This is a genomic window from Streptomyces sp. ICC4, from assembly GCF_003287915.1.
GTDB classification, from domain to species: domain Bacteria; phylum Actinomycetota; class Actinomycetes; order Streptomycetales; family Streptomycetaceae; genus Streptomyces; species Streptomyces tritrimontium.
Genome location: NZ_CP030286.1, coordinates 8,750,138 through 8,765,305 on the forward strand (window position 1 = coordinate 8,750,138; position 15,168 = coordinate 8,765,305).

The following is a 15,168-nucleotide window of genomic DNA, read 5'->3' on the forward strand; positions in this document are numbered from 1 at the left end:
ACCCGTACACCGCTCACGGCTCACAGCTCCCGAAAGAAGCCCCTGATGTCCCCCACCAACAAGTCCGGCACCTCCATCGCGGGGAAGTGCCCGCCCCTCTCGTACGAGGTCCACCGCACGATCCGGTCGGTACGCGCGGCGATGTGCCGCAGCGGCACGAAGTTGTCCCGGGGAAAGTCGGCGAGCGCGGTCGGCGTGGTCGACACCTCGGGCGCCGAGCCCTGGTAGTCGGCGTGCGCGCGCTCGTAGTAGATGCGGGCCGCGGAACCCGCGGTCCCGGTCAGCCAGTACAACATCACGTTGGTCAGCATCTGGTCGCGGTCGACGGGGCTGCGGGGGTCCGCCCACTCCGCGAACTTCTCGCCGATCCAGGCGAGCAGCCCGACCGGCGAATCGTTCAGCCCGTACGCGATCGTCTGCGGCCGGGTCGCCTGGATGTCGGCGTAGCCCTGCCGCTCGCGCGCCCAGACCCGGTAGCGCGCCCAGGAGGCGAGCGTGCGCTCCCGCTCGTCCGGGCTCAGTGCGGCCAGTTCCTCGGCCCCGGGCTCGGCGGTCGCCCCGCCGCCCGGGAGCAGGTTCAGGTGCACCCCGAGCACGTTCCCCGGCCGGATCCGGCCGAGCTCCCGCGAGACGGCCGCGCCCCAGTCGCCGCCCTGGACCCCGTACGACTCGTAACCGAGCCGTTCCATCAGGGCCCCGAAGGCCCGCGCGACGCGCTTGAACTCCCAGCCTCGCTCGGTGGTCGGCCCGGACAGCGCGAAGCCGGGGATGTGGGGCATGACCAAGTGGAAGGCGTCCGCCGGATCCCCGCCGTGGCCCCGCGGATCGGTCAGCGGACCGGCGACCTTCTGGAACTCCACGAAGGAACCGGGCCAGCCGTGCGTCATCAGCAGCGGTGTCGCGTCCGGCTCGGGCGAACGCAGGTGCGCGAAGTGCACCTGTGCCCCGTCGATGACCGTGGTGTACTGCGGCCACTCGTTCAACCGTGCCTCGGCGGCCCGCCAGTCGTAGCCCGTACGCCAGTACAGCGCGAGCTCCCGGACCGTCCAGCACGGAACCGACCACCAGCGGTACGCCTTCCGGGACGCGGTCGTCGTTGCCCGTGGAGAGGTCGTCGACCACCACGACCTCCTCGCCCGCGAGCAGCATCGCGCGGCCGACGTGCGCCCCGATGTAACCGGCACCACCAGTGATCAGGGACGTCATGCGTAACTCCTTAGTTCTCTGTCGTGTCTCTTGCCGCGGAGGACCCCGACCGCCCGCAGTCGTCCGCAGTCGGCGGCGGCCGGACCTTGGACCCGCCGCTACCTCCGTCGGCCCCCGGCCCGCCCCACGCTCTCCGAGCCCCGCGCGACCCCGGCACCACCGCGCCAGCGGAGCGCGCCGGTGTTCTACACGCCGGTGGACCAGGAGGATGCCGCGATGACCGTCGTGCGCAAGATCCTGGCCGGGGACGACGAACGACTGCGCGACCTGCGGACGCAACGGGGTCTGGGCGCGGACGCGGTGGACGAACTGGGCCGGTTCTACGAGGTGAAGTCCGTCCGCAACAAAGAACGGGACTCCGTCACGGTGACGCCGCACGAGTGGGAGCGGGCCAGGACGGAGAAGGACTTCTTCCTGGTGGTGGTCTCGGGCCTGGACTCGGAGTCGGAACAGACGGTGGCCCGCTTCATCCTCGACCCGTACGAGGAACTCACGGCCCGCCCCAGCCCGAACATCATCCTGAGCGGCATCCGCGCCTGCCAGAGCCTCTACTTCCCCCTGAAACCGGGGCAGGAGTGACCATGCCGGGCGGCCGGACCGCCGGCCCGGAAAGACGGCCCGGCGCAGCCTGCTCTGCGTCGAACTGGACCAGAGGGAACTCGACCACGGCCGGGCGCGAGGTCAGGCAGTGCCGGCCCGATGCCCCCGGTGCCCCGTCCGCGCCCGGACGGCCGGATCCGTGTCCTGGGCGACGGCCCGGGCGAGCAGGGTCAGTGCGGCCCGCGAGGGCGAGTCCGCCTCCGCGGTGGCAACCACGATGCCGGGTCCCGGCCCGTGGCTCAGGGTCTGCTGAACGACGGTCAGCGGGCCGACCAGCGGGTGCCGCATCCCGTAGGTGGCGACGGTGCACGCCTTGACCCGGTGGTCGGCCCACATCGAGGAGAACTCGGCGCTCTTGGCACTCAGTTCACCCAGCAGCGCGTGCAACGCGGTGTCCTGCGGGTGCTGGGCCGCCACCAGGCGCAGGTTCCCCACCACCGCCCTGGCCTTGCTCGGCCAGTCCGCGTACAGCTCGCGGGTGTGGCAGTCGAGGAACACCAGTGCGGCCATGTTGGGACGCTGCCCCGGCAGGTCCGGGGCGTCGCGGTCCAGGTGCCCGGCGAACAGCGCGTGACCCGGGCGGTTCCACGCCAGTACGTCACCGCGCAGGCCGAGCACGATCGCGGGAACGTCCGCCAGCGCGTCCAGCAACTGGGCCGTCGCCTCCGGCACGCGCTCCGGCGCGGGCCGCCGGCCCCGGCCCCGAGTACGCCGCCTGTCCGCGCGGACCAGGTCGTGCAGGTACCGCCGCTCGGAGTCGTCCAGCCGCAGAGCCCCGGCGATCGCGTCCAGCACCTCGGACGACGCGCTCAGCGACTGCCCCTGCTCCAGCCGGGTGTAGTAGGAGGCGCTCACCCCCGCCAGCAGCGCCAACTCCTCGCGCCGAAGCCCCGGCACACGCCGACGCTCCCCGTAGGTGGGCACCCCGACATCCTCCGGACGCAGCTGGGAGCGCCGTGCCTGCAGGAAGTCCCCGAGCTGCGTTTTTCCGGTCATGGACCCGAGTATGCGCCGACCCGAACCCCGCAGCCTGCCCCAGCTGTGGATAGGCACCGGCGGGTCTGGCTCCCTGGCGGGACCGGTGATGACGTGGGCGGAGCAGACCCGTCCCGGGCCCATCCCGAACGCACCCAGGAGGACGCCTTGAGCGCCACCACCAGCGAACACGACCTCTTCGAGGCCCTGCACGCACCGGCCTTCGCCTTCACCAGACGCGCATGGGTCGATGCCGCACCCGCCCGGGTCTACGACCTGGTCACCGACGTGTCCGCGATCGGCCGCTGGAGCCCCAACGCGACCGACGTCACGTTCGACGAGGGCGCCGGCCCTCGGGTCGGCGCCTGGTTCAGCGGCCGCAATCGGAAGGACGGCAGGGAATGGACCACCCGCTCCCAGGTCGTACGGGCCGACCCCGGCAACGCCTTCACCTTCGTGGTCGGCGGAGCCGAAGCCGGCATCGTGCAGTGGAGCTGGACCTTCCGCTCCCAGGGACGCGGAACCGTCGTCGAGCAGGCCTGGCAACTGCTCCGCCTCGACCCGGTGCTGGGCACCACCCGCGGCGACCTCGACGCACTGCGCGACTACATGACGAACAGCGTCGAAGCCACCCTGCTCTCCCTCGCCCAATGGATCGCCGAGGAGTGAGGAGCGAGGTTCCCGGGTGCGGCCTCGTCGACGCCGCCAGGCGCGAGCGACGCGCCCGGACCCTCTGCCGCCGGGACCGCTGTCCACCCACCCACCTCGTGGGCCTCCAGGAAGCCGTGCTGTGGCGCAGCCAGACGCCCGCCGGGCCGGGCAGCGCCACCCACGTCGAGTACGACTTCCTGCGGATCCTGCTCGACGAGCTCTCCGCCCGGGGCAAGCACTACAAGGCCGTGGCCAGCGTCACCGTCGGCAGCGACTTCGAGGCCGTGGCCAGCGTCACCGTCGGCAGCGACTTCGAGGCCCCGCGCTCCACGCCCGGCGGCCTGCAGGACATCCGCCTCACCGACCGCGACGTACTGCTGGCCCGTACCGACCTGCCCGCACGCAAGTTCTCCGTGTCGAACGCGCAGGCTGGCCGGTTCCAGAAGCACGTGCCCATCTGCCGCCCCGTGCTGGGCCGAGCGGCCCACCACGAAGGCGGCACCGTCCCAATCCGTCCACTCAGCCAGCCCCTCAGAAAGATCCACGGAGCGATCCTGCCAGCACAGCATCAGACCCGGTGAACCTTTCCGGTCACAGCACTAGGTTGTCGCAGTCCTGGGCGGACGGCCCGGGATCCGTGTCCCCGGCCGGGGTCGGGTTCGTGGCCGCCCTGAGGTGGTTGACGGCGTCTCGCAGCTCGTCAGTGTTGCGGGTCTGTTCGTAGCGGGCCCAGCGCAGTGCGGCCAGGGCCGATGACGCCGAGCGGTACAGGTGGGGGTTCCGGGTGCACCTGGCCGTCAGTTCCAGTGCCGCGCCGGCGATGGAGTAGCGCGTGCCGTCCCGTGCGAGGCGGGCGGAGGAGACCATGAGGAGTGCGGGCAGTCCGGCCAGGAGCTCGTCCTCCTGCCTGAGGAAGACGGGAGGAAGGTCCGAGCCGAGACCGGCCGGCGCGTACTCGGTGAGCAGAGCGGCGAACAGCCCGGCGACGGGATGGTCGATGCCGGATGGGTCAAGGTTCGCGGTCGTACGCAGGTAGTGCAACCAGCACGCTTCGTGGAGGCGCGCCAGGTTCAGCTCCCCGGCGCGGAGTTCACTGACGGCGGCGCTCATCGCGTCCCGCGACTCCTCGAGCGCCTCGGGAGCGTCGACGAAAGAACGGTCGGCGGTCCTGACGTACCCTTCGACCCTTTGCATCAACGACATTGACGTATTGTCAGACATCAACTCCACGCGACAGAAGCCTTGTTCTGCCAGCGTGGCTGCGGAACCTCTCTCCGGAAGGGGCGGCCTCGTGCCCGTTGCCGATCCCCGGTGGACCTACCGCCGGATCGTCTCCGAAGGTGTGTACCCACCCGAGCCTGATGTCGGACCGGTGGCCTTCCTGGTCGAGGAGACGGCGTGAACGCGAGCTGCCGCACCTCAAGCACGTCGCGACGATGGGGCTCACGTACCAGAGCCTCCAGGCCAGAGCGGCCGGATGCGACGATGTCTTGTTCGTGGGTCGGGACGGCGTCCTTCGCGAGGGCTCGGTGTGGAACATCGCCTTCTGGGACGGGCAGCAGGTCGTATGACCCGAGGCCGACGTACTGCCGGGCATCACCATGCTGTTGCTGCAGGGCGCCTTGCCGCGCATCGGTGTGCCCTCGGCGACTCCGCGTCTGACGTCGGACGACCTTCCGGTGCTGCAGGCTGCCGCGGCAACCAACTCCCACTGCCCCAGCCAACCGCTGGCCGGCATCGACAACGTGATCTTCCCCGACGACGGGGGCGCTGCTCTGGCAGACGCGCTCAACACCGCCTGGGCCAAGATTCCCTGGGACGTGATCTGACCGCGTCCGGGAGAGGCAGCCTGCCAGTCACCGGGCCGGCAGCCACCAGCCGGCCCCGCCTGCGCCGAGTGGAGCCCGGACTCGCCTACCGGCTGCCGCGACGGTCCGCGCCGCCCGATGGTTCGAGCCGGAGCAGCGTCGGTGCGCCCGCGCAGGCCGGCATCAGGAGCATGGCGGCGGCCTTCCGTGCGGTGCGTCAGTATCCGCCGAAGCCGAACCCGCTGGTGAAGCCGCCTGTTCCGCCGGTGCCGGTGCCACCGGTCGGGTTGCGGGACGAGGAGCGGGTCGGCGGGGGTGCTGTGAAGGTGCGGTAGTCCTCGTGGAACAGCTCTCGCCACCAGCTCTCGAAGCTGACGCCTTCCAGTTCACGCTCCGTCTCGGTGATCGCCGTGCCGTCCCATTGCAGCCGGCCCGGGTTCCGTTCTTTGAGCGCCTGGCGCAGCCCCGGCAGGCCGACGGGTTCGTCCTGGTGCGGCACGGCCCGTGCGTGGTTGTCGTCGGCGGGTAGGTCGTGCCGGAAGACGTACGTGGCCGGCTGGCCGGTGGTCGTCTCCGACCAGCCCCAGACCGGCCGTTCGGCGAGCTCGGCCCTGCGACCGCGTGCTGCTGCTTCCCGCCGTGCGCGTGCGCCGGCCTTTTCCTTCTCCACCTGGATCGCCTGCCAGATCTCCCGGCGAACCGGCGCGTAGGCCGCACTGGCCTCTGCCATGACCCGCTCGTAGCGCCGCCCCGCCTTCGTCCATGCGCGCAGAGCGCCGCGTACGGCCAAGGGCCTCCACCGCGGTGCCGACCTGGCGCGGCGGAGGGCGGCGATGAGCTCGGCGCTGATGTCGTCCACGGCGGTGGCGTAGGCGAGGGAGGCTTCGACCCAGCGGCGGCAGACCCGGGCCGTGCACGGGACGAGGCAGTTCTCCCGCCGGACGGGAAGGGGTACACCCGCCGTGTCGAACTGGAACTCTGTGGGTGCGTCGCGCGGTTGGGGAGTGCGCACCAGGTAGAAGAGGTCGGCGAAGAAAGGGTCCGAGCGTCCTCGTGCGCCGTCGAGGAGCCATTCGGGCCGGCTTTCCAGGACGCGGACCGTGCCGTCTCTGGGACCGACCGGTTCGGCGTCCTGCTGCTTGCCCAGTGACGGCCTGTACTGGGAGAGGTACGGCAGTTCCACGCGGCTCATCGGCTCCACCCTCCGTGTTCCGCTCCCCATGGTGCCGTCGTCATCGCCCGCCGGGCAATGCCACCTCCGGTCCGTTGACCGCGCCGGGGTACACCGGCGGTCCGGAACGCGGGAGTTGGATGGCCGACAGCCAGCCGGAACGGAAAAAGTTTTCCGCAGGCGCCTATCGAATGACCGTTCGCTGGGAATGCTGCTTGTGATCTCCCGTCCACGCCCGCCGCTCCCACACGGCGTTGCCCGGGCGGGCCTTCCGTTCTGAGCTTCCGGGAGGTACTACGCCATGCAGTCATCCCCCCACCCCTGTCTCTTCATCACACTTGACGGCCACGCCGAAGGCCCGTACGTCATCCCCCTGGCCCGGCGCCGACAGGGCCACTTGCACCCCGGGCACCGTTGCCTCGTCCATCACCTTCCGGACGGCGTCGTCCAGCTGGCGCGCCATGGCGGGTGTGAGCTGCTGAAAGTCCTCGGATGCGGCCGGACTGCTCGCCGCCGGAGGTGTCGGCGCGTCCACCGCGTACCCGACACCGGCCCCCACCGGCTCCCGGCTCCCGGCTCCTGTCGCCCGTGCCCCGGGCCGGGGTTACGTTGGACGGGTGAGCACGACACGGTTGCGCAGGGCGGCTGTGGGAGCAGCCGCAGTGGGGCTCCTGATGGTGCCCGTGGGGGCCGGTGTCGGGTACGCGGTGGACGCGCCGACACCTCCGGCGGCGAGCAGTCCGGCCGCATCCGAGGACTTTCCGCAGCTCACCCCCGCCATGGCGCGCCAGCTGGACGACGCCGTCCGGAAGGTGATGGACGAGGCCAAGGTGCCCGGGGTGCAAGTGGCCCTGTCGGCGCCGGGCAAGGGGGAGTACGTACGGGCCTTCGGCGTGGCCGACAAGGCCACCGGCGCGCCCATGACCGACGGCCTCAACATGCGGATCGGCAGCGAGACCAAGACCTTCACCGTGACCGCGCTGCTGAAGCTGGTCGACGAGGGGAAGGTCGGGCTGGACGATCCCATCGGCACGTACATCGACGGGGTGCCGAACGGCGACCGCATCACCCTGCGCGAGCTCGCCGAGATGCGCAGCGGGCTGTTCAACTACTCCGCCGACGAGGACTTCTACAAGGCGCTGACCAGCGACCCCCGGCGCCCCTTCACCCCGCAGGAGCTGCTCGCGTACTCCTTCAAGCACCCGGTGCTCTTCGAGCCGGACGCGAAGTTCAACTACTGCAACACCAACCTCATCCTGCTCGGCCTCGTCGTGGAGAAGATGAGCGGCCAGAAGCTGGCCGACTACATCACGAAGGTCGTCATCGAACCCGCCGGGCTGAAGCACACCCTCTTCCCGACCGGCGCCGAGTTCCCGGAGCCGCACGCCCAGGGCTACACCGACCAGACCGCCTCCGGGAAGACCGAGGACGCCACCGACTGGAACCCCTCCTGGGGCTGGGCGGCCGGAGCGATGATCTCCGACCTCACGGACCTGCGGCAGTGGGCCAAGGTGCTCGCCACGGGTGAGCTGCTGACCCCGGCCACCCAGGCCGAGCGGCTCAAGGTCGTGGAGGCCCTCCCGGGCACCGGCTACGGACTGGGCATCTTCAACGTCCAGGGCTGGATCGGGCACAACGGTTCCATCCCCGGCTACCAGACGCTGGCCGTCTACGACCCGCAGTCGAAGGCCACCCTGGTCGTCCTGCTCAACACCGACATCTCCGCCGAGGGCGAGGAGCCGAGCACGCTGTTCGGCGAGGCGATCACCAAGATCGTCACCCCGGAACACGTCTACACGCTGCCGGCGCAGCCCGTCACCGGGAAGGACTGACGGTCCGCCGCCCGCTCCCCGAAGGTGCCGCCGCCCATGGGGCGGCGGCACCTGTCCGTGTCCCCCCGCGCACAATGGAGCCGGCGCGCGGGAGTGGCAGGGCAGTGGCAGTGACAGCTGGCAGTGGACTAGGGAGAACGATGTGAACGGTCAGACGGCACAGGGCGAAGTGCAGGGCGAAGCGCGGGGCGAAGCGCAGGGCGTGGACGGACCGGCCGAGGTGGTCCTGCGGGTGGCGGGCGAGGCTGACTTGGACGTCGCCGCCGAGCTCTTCCGCGGCTACCTGGAGTTCTACGAGGTGGAGGTCGAGGACCCGGACCGGCCGCGCGCCTTCCTGGCGGAGCGGCTGGCGAGCGGCGACTCCTTCGTGCTGCTCGCCGAGGTCCCGGGCGCGGGCACGGTCGGCTTCACGCAGGTCTACCCGATGATCTCCTCGCTGGCGATGCGGACCGCGTGGCTGCTGAACGACCTGTACGTGGCTCCGGCCGGCCGCCGTACGGGCGCCGGCCGCGCGCTGCTGCGCGAAGTGCTGCGCCGGGCGCGGGAGGCCGGGGTGTCGGGCCTGCAGCTGGAGACGGCGTACGACAACCACGTGGCGCAGGGGCTCTACGAGGGGGAGGGGTTCGTCCGCGAGGAGTTCCACATGTACTTCCACGACCTCTCCGAAAAGATCTGAGGACGGGCTGCAACATAACGGTGCCCCCGTCGCGTCATTGGGATGGGACGGGCGCGAAGGGGGAGCGGATGTGGAAGGTACGCAGAGACGGGTTCCGTGAGTTCGCGGAAGGCCGGTCGGCGCATCTGTACCGGTCCGCCTGCCTGCTGACCAGCGGTGACACCCATCTCGCGGAAGATCTCGTACAGGACACCCTGGGGCGGATGTACCTGCTCTGGGGGCGCGTCAACCGCATAGACAACCCCGCGGCGTACGCGCAGACGGTGCTGGTACGGGCCTTCCTGACGCACCAGCGCCGCCGGTCGACGGGGGAGCGCCCGGTCGGGGAGTTCCCCGAACCGGGCGCCCGGGCGGTCGGCGAGGCCGATCCGGTGCTGCGGCTGACGCTGCTGGAGGCGCTGGGCCGGCTGGCGCCGAAGGACCGGGCGGTACTGGTGCTGCGGTACTGGGAGGACCGCAGCGTCGAGGAGACCGCCGACGCGATGAACGTCAGCTCGGCGGCCGTCCGGACCAGGTCCTCACGGGCCCTGAGCCGGCTGCGGGAGCAACTGGGCGGCTCGTTGGCGGAGTTCTCGAGCCGCTGAGCGGGCGGGCCGGCCCGCCCGCCGCCGGCTCCCCCTTTTCCCTCCCCCTCGCCACCTTTCCCCTTCGGATGGGACATTGCGGCTCCTGGTGTGAAGGGCGGTGGGTCGTGCGCGGTGCTCCCCGGGCCGCGGCGCGGGGACCGGTTGATCCGGCCCGGGGAAGTTGCGGCGGACTCCGTCGGGTCAGCGGAGGCCGATGGGACGGTGGTGGCCGATGCGGTGGTGCCGGCCGGTGGGGTGGCGGAGGCCGGTGGGGCGGCGGAGTCAGGGGTACGAGACCACGGTCGACGGAACCGTCGAGGTGCCCGCGGGAACGGTGGACGCCCCGGTTTCGTTGATGAGGTGGTCGTAGTGCCCGTTGCCGCCGAGCGAGACGGTGAGCAGGCTGTGGAACTTCACTCCCGGCTTGACCGGCGCCCGGAAACCGTGGTCCTGGATGATCGTCGGATCGGCGGTGTAGTTGCAGTAGGAGCCCAGGCCCCACGCCTCGTGGGAGTTGACGGAGTCGTCCATCCGGTAGGCGGCGTACCCCCTGGTGCCGCCGTTCTGGATGGCCGCCTGGCTGGGGGCGTCGTACGCCTTCTCGTTCTGGAAGAAGACCGTGCGGCCGCGCTCGCCGTACCAGTCGACGTCGTACTTGTTGAAGTGCTCGACGAACAGGCCGGTGGCCAGTACGTCGTCGCCGTTGACGCGGACGCCGTAGTCGGAGCGGTTGGTCTCCCAGCCGACGCCGTCACCGTGGTCGGCGCGCCACACCCAGGTGTGGTCGACGATCGTGTCGTCGCTGTTGACGACCATGGCGGTGGTGGCCTTGCCGGGCCCCGCCCCGCCGACGCGGAGGTAGACGTCCTGCAGGGTGGTGGGGTTGGCCGCGTGGTCCGCGGAGGCGCCTTCCGGGCCGATCTCCAGCAGGGTCGGGGAGTTGACCGGACCGGCGTCGATGAGGAAGCCGGCGAGGCGGACGCCGTCGACGTCGGCGACCTTCATCGCGGTGACACCGTTGTCGGGGATGATCGTGGCGAGCCCCAGGCCCAGGACGATCGTGTCCGCACGGTTGACCTTGATCGGCTGGTCTACGTGGTGGATGCCCGGGGTGAAGACCAGGTTCAGGCCCTGGGCGAGCGCGGCGTTGATCGTGGCCGCCGGGGTGCCGGGCTTGACGACGTAGAAGCGGCTGAGCGGGACCGACTCGCCCTGGGGGGCGCCGTTCGCCCAGGTGACGCCGCGGGCGTTGGTGCGCTTGGCCGGGGCGAAGACCTTGAACTCCTGGCCGTCCAGGTACAGGAAGGGCTTCTCGCGGGAGACCGGGGTGGTGTCGAGCGTGGTGTAGCGGGGCTCCGGGAAGCTGTTGGCGGGTGCGCCCTCGACCCCGGAGAAGGTCATGTTCCACACGCCGTTGGTCCAGCCGCCCACCGAGCTGTCCCGGGTGTACCACTGCTGCTGGGAGTAGGGGCCGACGGTGCCGTCGATCTTGCTGTCGGCGATGTAGCCGCCGCTGGCCCAGCCGTAGCTGGCGGGAGCGAGGTTGAGCCCGCCCTTGACGTGCATCCGGCGGAACGAGGAAGCCTGGGCGACCGCCCACCGGTCGGTCCCGTTCGCCGGGTTGACCGCCAGGTTCTCGGCCGAACGCCAGAAGTTCTGGGTCGCGTTGCCGTTGAACCAGCCGGCGTCGACGGTCACGTCGCCGTTGAAGGTGGTGTCGTCGGGGCGCAGGCCGAGACCGGCGATCTGGGTGTAGAACCCGATCTGGGCGTTGATGTTGTCGTAGGTGCCGGGCTTGAAGAAGAAGGCGTGGCGGCCGCTGCCGAACTGTGCTGACTCCTGCTCCCGGAAGACCCGGTCGAGCTCGGCCTGGATGCCGGGGGTGGACGGATCCATGATGTGGACGTTCGGGCCGAGGTCACCGCCGCCCGGCAGGAGGGGGCCGGTGTCGCCGCCGGCGCCGAACACCTGGAACTCCCAGAGCGAGTAGCCGTATCCGGTGGCGCGGGTGACGCCCTGCATCCGGACGTAGCGGGCGGTTCCGGAGACGCTCAGGGTCTCGGTGCCGCCCGCGGCGGTGGTCGTGGAGTAGGCCGTCGACCAGTCGGTGCCGTTGGTCGACAGTTCGATCCGGTAGGCCTCGGCGTGGGCGGTCTCCCAGCGCAGCACGACCTGGCTGACCTCGGTCGGGGCGCCCAGGTCGACCTGGAGCCACTGGGTGTCGGAGGCGGCGCTCGACCACCGGGTTGCGTTGTCGCCGTCGACGGCGTCGGCCGCCGGGGTGCCGTAGTGCTCCTGGCTGGAGGCCGTGACCGTCTTGCCCTGGGAGAGCAGCACCGGAGCGGCGGAGGCCGAGGGGGCCGGCGCGAGGGCGAGCAGGGTGCCGACGAGGGCGGTGGTGACGGCGCCGGCGATGCCTCTTCGGGCGGGAACGGGGCGTCGTCCGCGTGGGGACGCGATGGCGGGGATGCCGGGGGGCATGGGGCTCCTTTAACGAACCTGAAACGGGAGAGCGCTCTCCCGAGACCTTGCCCGTAACACGATCGGCCGGTCAAGAATCTCGACCGGCTTTTCTTTCGTCTTTCATTAAGGCCAGAGCTGATGGGGGCTCAAGAGCGTGGCCACAAACGGCAGATCGCCCGAAGGCGGACAGCGGGTCCGCGGGCCGGTCGCTCCGCGGGTGGACCGGGCCGTCTCCTTCGGATCCTGTCGCGCGAGCCCGGCGCCGGGCACCGTGGCGCCGGGCCTGCGGTGCCGGGCACCGCGCCTGGCGGCGTGGTCGGGCGCCCGAGTGCGTCCAGTGCGCGGGCGCCCCTCACGCCGCCTTGCCAGGCATGGCACCGGACACTGCGGGCCCTGTCTCTTATATCCATCTGACGTCGCCGCCGACCAGCCCCCGAAGGGCGGCTGCCTCAGATCAGCCCCTGCGCCAGCATCGCGTCCGCCACCCGCTCGAACCCGGCGATGTTCGCGCCCGTCACGTAGTCCCCGGCGGAGCCGTACCGCTCGGCGGTCTCGTACGACACCGCGTGGATGTCCCGCATGATCCCCGCCAGCTCCTCCTCGACCCGCTCCGCGCTCCACGCCACGCGTCCGGCGTTCTGCGCCATCTCCAGCGCGCTGACCGCGACACCGCCCGCGTTCGCCGCCTTGCCGGGCCCGAAGGCGACCCCGGCCGCCTGCAGCAGGTGCACCGCCTCCGGCGTCGTCGGCATGTTGGCGCCCTCCGACACCGCCTTGACCCCGTTTCCGATCAGCGTCCGCGCGTCGGCCCCGGTCAGCTCGTTCTGCGTCGCCGACGGGAAGGCGACCTCGGCCGCGACGTCCCACACCCGGCCGCCCGGCACGAACCGCGCCGAGGCCCCGCGGCGCTGCGCGTACTCGCTCACGCGCCCGCGCTCGACCTCCTTGATCTGCTTCAGCAGGGCCAGGTCGATGCCCTTCTCGTCGACGACGTAGCCCTGGGAGTCGGAGGCGGTCAGCGGGTTCGCACCCAGCTGCTGGAGCTTCTCGATCGTGTACAGCGCGACGTTGCCCGAGCCCGACACGACCGCCGTCAGCCCGTCGAGCGACAGCCCCTTGACGTCCAGCATCTCGGCGGCGAACAGCACGCTGCCGTAGCCGGTGGCCTGCGGGCGGATCAGCGAGCCGCCCCAGCCCTGGCCCTTGCCGGTCAGGACGCCGGCCTCCCAGCGGTTGGTGATGCGGCGGTACTGGCCGAAGAGGTAGCCGATCTCGCGGCCGCCGACGCCGATGTCGCCCGCCGGGACGTCCGTGTGCTCGCCGATGTGGCGGTAGAGCTCGGTCATGAAGGACTGACAGAAGCGCATGACCTCGGCATCGGACCTGCCGTGCGGGTCGAAGTCGCTGCCGCCCTTGCCGCCGCCGATGCCGAGGCCCGTCAGCGCGTTCTTGAAGATCTGCTCGAAGCCGAGGAACTTCACCACGCCGATGTCCACGGACGGGTGGAAGCGCAGGCCGCCCTTGTACGGGCCGAGCGCGCTGTTGAACTCGACGCGGTAGCCACGGTTGACGTGGACACGGCCGCGATCGTCCTGCCACGGCACCCGGAAGATGATCTGCCGCTCCGGCTCGGTGAGCCGCTCCAGCAGGGCCACACCCGGTTCCGCGTACTCGGGGCGTGCCGCGAACACGGGAGCCAGGGTGTCCAGCACCTCCCGTACCGCCTGGTGGAACTCGGGCTGGGCAGGGTTCCGGCGCTCGATGTCGGCACGCAGCGCGTCCAGCCGGCCCTGCGGGTCCTTGGCGTCCTTCACGGTCTGTTCCTCCTGGTTTCGATGCCGGGACCGGCTCCGAGATGCGGCTCGGCACTCCGGAGCGGACTTCCGCATGGCGGAAGTCTTCGGCCGGACACGGCCCCAGCCGGAGGGTACCTTGCCCGCAGAGTCTGCCCAGGAGTCTTTCCGGCCCACTCGACCGGGCCTCGACACCCCGGAATGGAACCCCGGAAAAGCACCCCGGAAACGACCATGTCCGTGGACATGACCAGGAAGGAGGACATAGACAGGGAGCATGGACACCGCACGCCTCGCCGCCCTCGTCGCCGCGACGCTCACCACGGGCCTGATGGCCGGACTGTTCTTCGCCTTCGACGTCTCCGTGATGCCGGCCCTCAAGCGCTCCGACGACCGGACCCTCATCTCGGTGATGCAGCGCGTGAACACCTCCATCATCAACGGCTGGTTCATGCTGGCCTTCCTCGGCGCCCTCCTCTTCACCGCCGCCGCGCTGGCACTGCACCTGCCCGCGGGCGAGCACGCCGTACTGCCCCCGCTGGCCGGTGCCCTGTTCGCCTACGTACTCGCCCTCGCGGTCACCGGCCGGGTGAACATCCCGCTCAACAACGCCCTGGAGGCGGCCGGCCCCGCCGAGGGGATCGCCGATCCGGCCGCCGTGCGCCGGGCGTTCGAGACGACGTGGGTACCCGCCAACCGCTGGCGCACCGCCCTGTGCACGGCCGCCCTGGGCTGCCAGTCCTGGGCCCTCCTGGCGTCCGCCGCCTAGTGCTCCGGCCGGAAAGGTCCACCGAGGAGGGCCCGCGGCCAGATCTCCACGCCGTACGGCCCCCGGAAATCCGCATGTAGCGCACACGTAGGCTGCGGAAATGACCACCAGCCCCGGGACCGCCCCCCGGACTCCCGCCCTCCGCCTCGAACCGGTCACCCCGGACACCTTCGACGCCGCCTGCGCGCTGTCGGTCCGCCCCGACCAGGCGCATCTGGTCGCCCCGGTCGTCAAGTCGCTGGCCGAGGCGTACGTCCACGGGGCGACGGCCTGGCCGCGGGCGGTCGTCGACGGCGACGAGGTCGTCGGCTTCGTGATGGCCTTCCTCGACATCGCGTGGAACCCGGCCGAGGACCCCCGCGACATCCGCTCCGGCCTGTGGCGCCTGAACATCTCCGCCGCCCACCAGTCCAAGGGGTACGGGCGCTTCGCGGTCGAGGCGGTCACCACCGAGCTCCGCACCCGCGGCGCCTCGCACGCCTACGTCACCTATCACCTCGGCCCCGGCACCCCCGAACCGTTCTACCTGGCCCTGGGTTTCCGCCCGACGGGCGAGACGAGCGACGGGGAAACGGTCGCCGTGCTGGATCTGACGGCCCCGTGACTCCCGGTGCCGGGCCCGGCCCGGCCACGCCCCGCTACGACGCGGACAGCGCCC

At 71.1% G+C, this 15,168-nt stretch carries 16 protein-coding genes and 1 pseudogene; 10 read left to right on the forward strand and 7 right to left on the reverse strand.

Annotated elements, in window-relative coordinates; genetic code table 11:
- Positions 1-20 precede the first annotated feature (20 nt).
- Positions 21-1,028 carry an epoxide hydrolase family protein gene (locus DRB89_RS41215; RefSeq protein ID WP_239516944.1) on the reverse strand — a complete coding sequence of 336 codons (1,008 nt, stop codon included), beginning with the start codon at positions 1,026-1,028 and terminating at the stop codon, positions 21-23.
- A 13-nt stretch (positions 1,029-1,041) separates the two neighbouring features.
- Positions 1,042-1,206: pseudogene (locus DRB89_RS46200) on the reverse strand (NAD-dependent epimerase/dehydratase family protein); the annotation flags it as partial.
- A 180-nt stretch (positions 1,207-1,386) separates the two neighbouring features.
- Between DRB89_RS46200 and DRB89_RS41220 the strand changes: the two are divergent.
- The gene (locus DRB89_RS41220; protein WP_112463754.1) at positions 1,387-1,785 is read left to right on the forward strand and encodes a DUF3883 domain-containing protein; all 399 of its coding nucleotides are present in this window, start codon (positions 1,387-1,389) and stop codon (positions 1,783-1,785) included.
- A 102-nt stretch (positions 1,786-1,887) separates the two neighbouring features.
- Here DRB89_RS41220 and DRB89_RS41225 read toward each other — a convergent pair whose 3' ends face one another.
- Positions 1,888-2,802: a helix-turn-helix transcriptional regulator gene (locus DRB89_RS41225; RefSeq protein WP_112463755.1), complete on the reverse strand. Its 915-nt coding sequence runs from the start codon at positions 2,800-2,802 to the stop codon at positions 1,888-1,890.
- A gap of 147 nt (positions 2,803-2,949) precedes the next feature.
- Here DRB89_RS41225 and DRB89_RS41230 point away from each other — a divergent pair, with 147 nt between their 5' ends.
- Both DRB89_RS41230 and DRB89_RS41235 read left to right on the forward strand, forming a co-directional pair.
- On the forward strand, positions 2,950-3,450 hold the full coding sequence (locus DRB89_RS41230) for an SRPBCC family protein (RefSeq protein WP_112463756.1): 501 nt from the start codon (positions 2,950-2,952) through the stop codon (positions 3,448-3,450).
- A complete protein-coding gene (locus DRB89_RS41235; protein ID WP_162688948.1) occupies positions 3,447-4,013 on the forward strand; it encodes a hypothetical protein in 567 nt (188 codons plus the stop codon). Before DRB89_RS41230 ends, DRB89_RS41235 begins: the two co-directional genes overlap by 4 nt.
- Before the next feature lie 10 nt (positions 4,014-4,023).
- Here the strand turns inward: DRB89_RS41235 and DRB89_RS41240 are convergent, their stop codons facing one another.
- Positions 4,024-4,635 (reverse strand): hypothetical protein, encoded by a 612-nt coding sequence (locus DRB89_RS41240; RefSeq protein WP_162688949.1) that lies wholly within the window; start codon positions 4,633-4,635, stop codon positions 4,024-4,026.
- A gap of 158 nt (positions 4,636-4,793) precedes the next feature.
- Between DRB89_RS41240 and DRB89_RS41245 the strand changes: the two genes are divergently transcribed.
- Together DRB89_RS41245 and DRB89_RS41250 are read left to right on the forward strand one after the other, a co-directional pair.
- Positions 4,794-5,003 (forward strand): aminotransferase class IV, encoded by a 210-nt coding sequence (locus tag DRB89_RS41245; protein ID WP_112463758.1) that lies wholly within the window; start codon positions 4,794-4,796, stop codon positions 5,001-5,003.
- Positions 5,004-5,033: 30 nt separating this feature from the next.
- Complete coding sequence (locus tag DRB89_RS41250; protein ID WP_112452965.1) at positions 5,034-5,261, forward strand: hypothetical protein; 228 nt, start codon at positions 5,034-5,036, stop codon at positions 5,259-5,261.
- 196 nt (positions 5,262-5,457) lie between these two features.
- On the opposite strand, the gene DRB89_RS41255 is transcribed toward DRB89_RS41250, so the two are convergent.
- Entirely contained in the window at positions 5,458-6,432 is a 975-nt protein-coding gene (locus DRB89_RS41255) for a hypothetical protein (RefSeq protein WP_112452964.1), read from the reverse strand.
- 653 nt (positions 6,433-7,085) lie between these two features.
- Here DRB89_RS41255 and DRB89_RS41265 point away from each other — a divergent pair.
- The 3 genes from DRB89_RS41265 to DRB89_RS41275 all read left to right on the forward strand — a co-directional run bounded on the left by DRB89_RS41265 (position 7,086) and on the right by DRB89_RS41275 (position 9,503).
- The gene (locus DRB89_RS41265; RefSeq protein ID WP_112454445.1) at positions 7,086-8,243 is read left to right on the forward strand and encodes a serine hydrolase domain-containing protein; all 1,158 of its coding nucleotides are present in this window, start codon (positions 7,086-7,088) and stop codon (positions 8,241-8,243) included.
- 142 nt (positions 8,244-8,385) lie between these two features.
- Positions 8,386-8,919, forward strand: coding sequence for a GNAT family N-acetyltransferase (locus tag DRB89_RS41270; protein WP_239516655.1), 534 nt, complete (start codon positions 8,386-8,388; stop codon positions 8,917-8,919).
- A gap of 68 nt (positions 8,920-8,987) precedes the next feature.
- Entirely contained in the window at positions 8,988-9,503 is a 516-nt protein-coding gene (locus DRB89_RS41275; RefSeq protein ID WP_112452971.1) for a SigE family RNA polymerase sigma factor, read from the forward strand.
- Between the two features lie 264 nt (positions 9,504-9,767).
- Here DRB89_RS41275 and DRB89_RS41280 read toward each other — a convergent pair whose 3' ends face one another.
- Both DRB89_RS41280 and gdhA read right to left on the reverse strand, forming a co-directional pair.
- Positions 9,768-11,966 (reverse strand): discoidin domain-containing protein, encoded by a 2,199-nt coding sequence (locus DRB89_RS41280; protein ID WP_112452209.1) that lies wholly within the window; start codon positions 11,964-11,966, stop codon positions 9,768-9,770.
- Positions 11,967-12,397: 431 nt separating this feature from the next.
- Positions 12,398-13,762 carry an NADP-specific glutamate dehydrogenase gene (gene gdhA, locus DRB89_RS41285; RefSeq protein WP_239516657.1) on the reverse strand — a complete coding sequence of 455 codons (1,365 nt, stop codon included), beginning with the start codon at positions 13,760-13,762 and terminating at the stop codon, positions 12,398-12,400.
- Positions 13,763-14,018: 256 nt separating this feature from the next.
- Between gdhA and DRB89_RS41290 the strand changes: the two genes are divergently transcribed.
- Both DRB89_RS41290 and DRB89_RS41295 read left to right on the forward strand, forming a co-directional pair.
- On the forward strand, positions 14,019-14,510 hold the full coding sequence (locus tag DRB89_RS41290) for an anthrone oxygenase family protein (protein WP_112452551.1): 492 nt from the start codon (positions 14,019-14,021) through the stop codon (positions 14,508-14,510).
- A gap of 100 nt (positions 14,511-14,610) precedes the next feature.
- Complete coding sequence (locus DRB89_RS41295; RefSeq protein WP_112452552.1) at positions 14,611-15,114, forward strand: GNAT family N-acetyltransferase; 504 nt, start codon at positions 14,611-14,613, stop codon at positions 15,112-15,114.
- Positions 15,115-15,168: the final 54 nt, after the last annotated feature.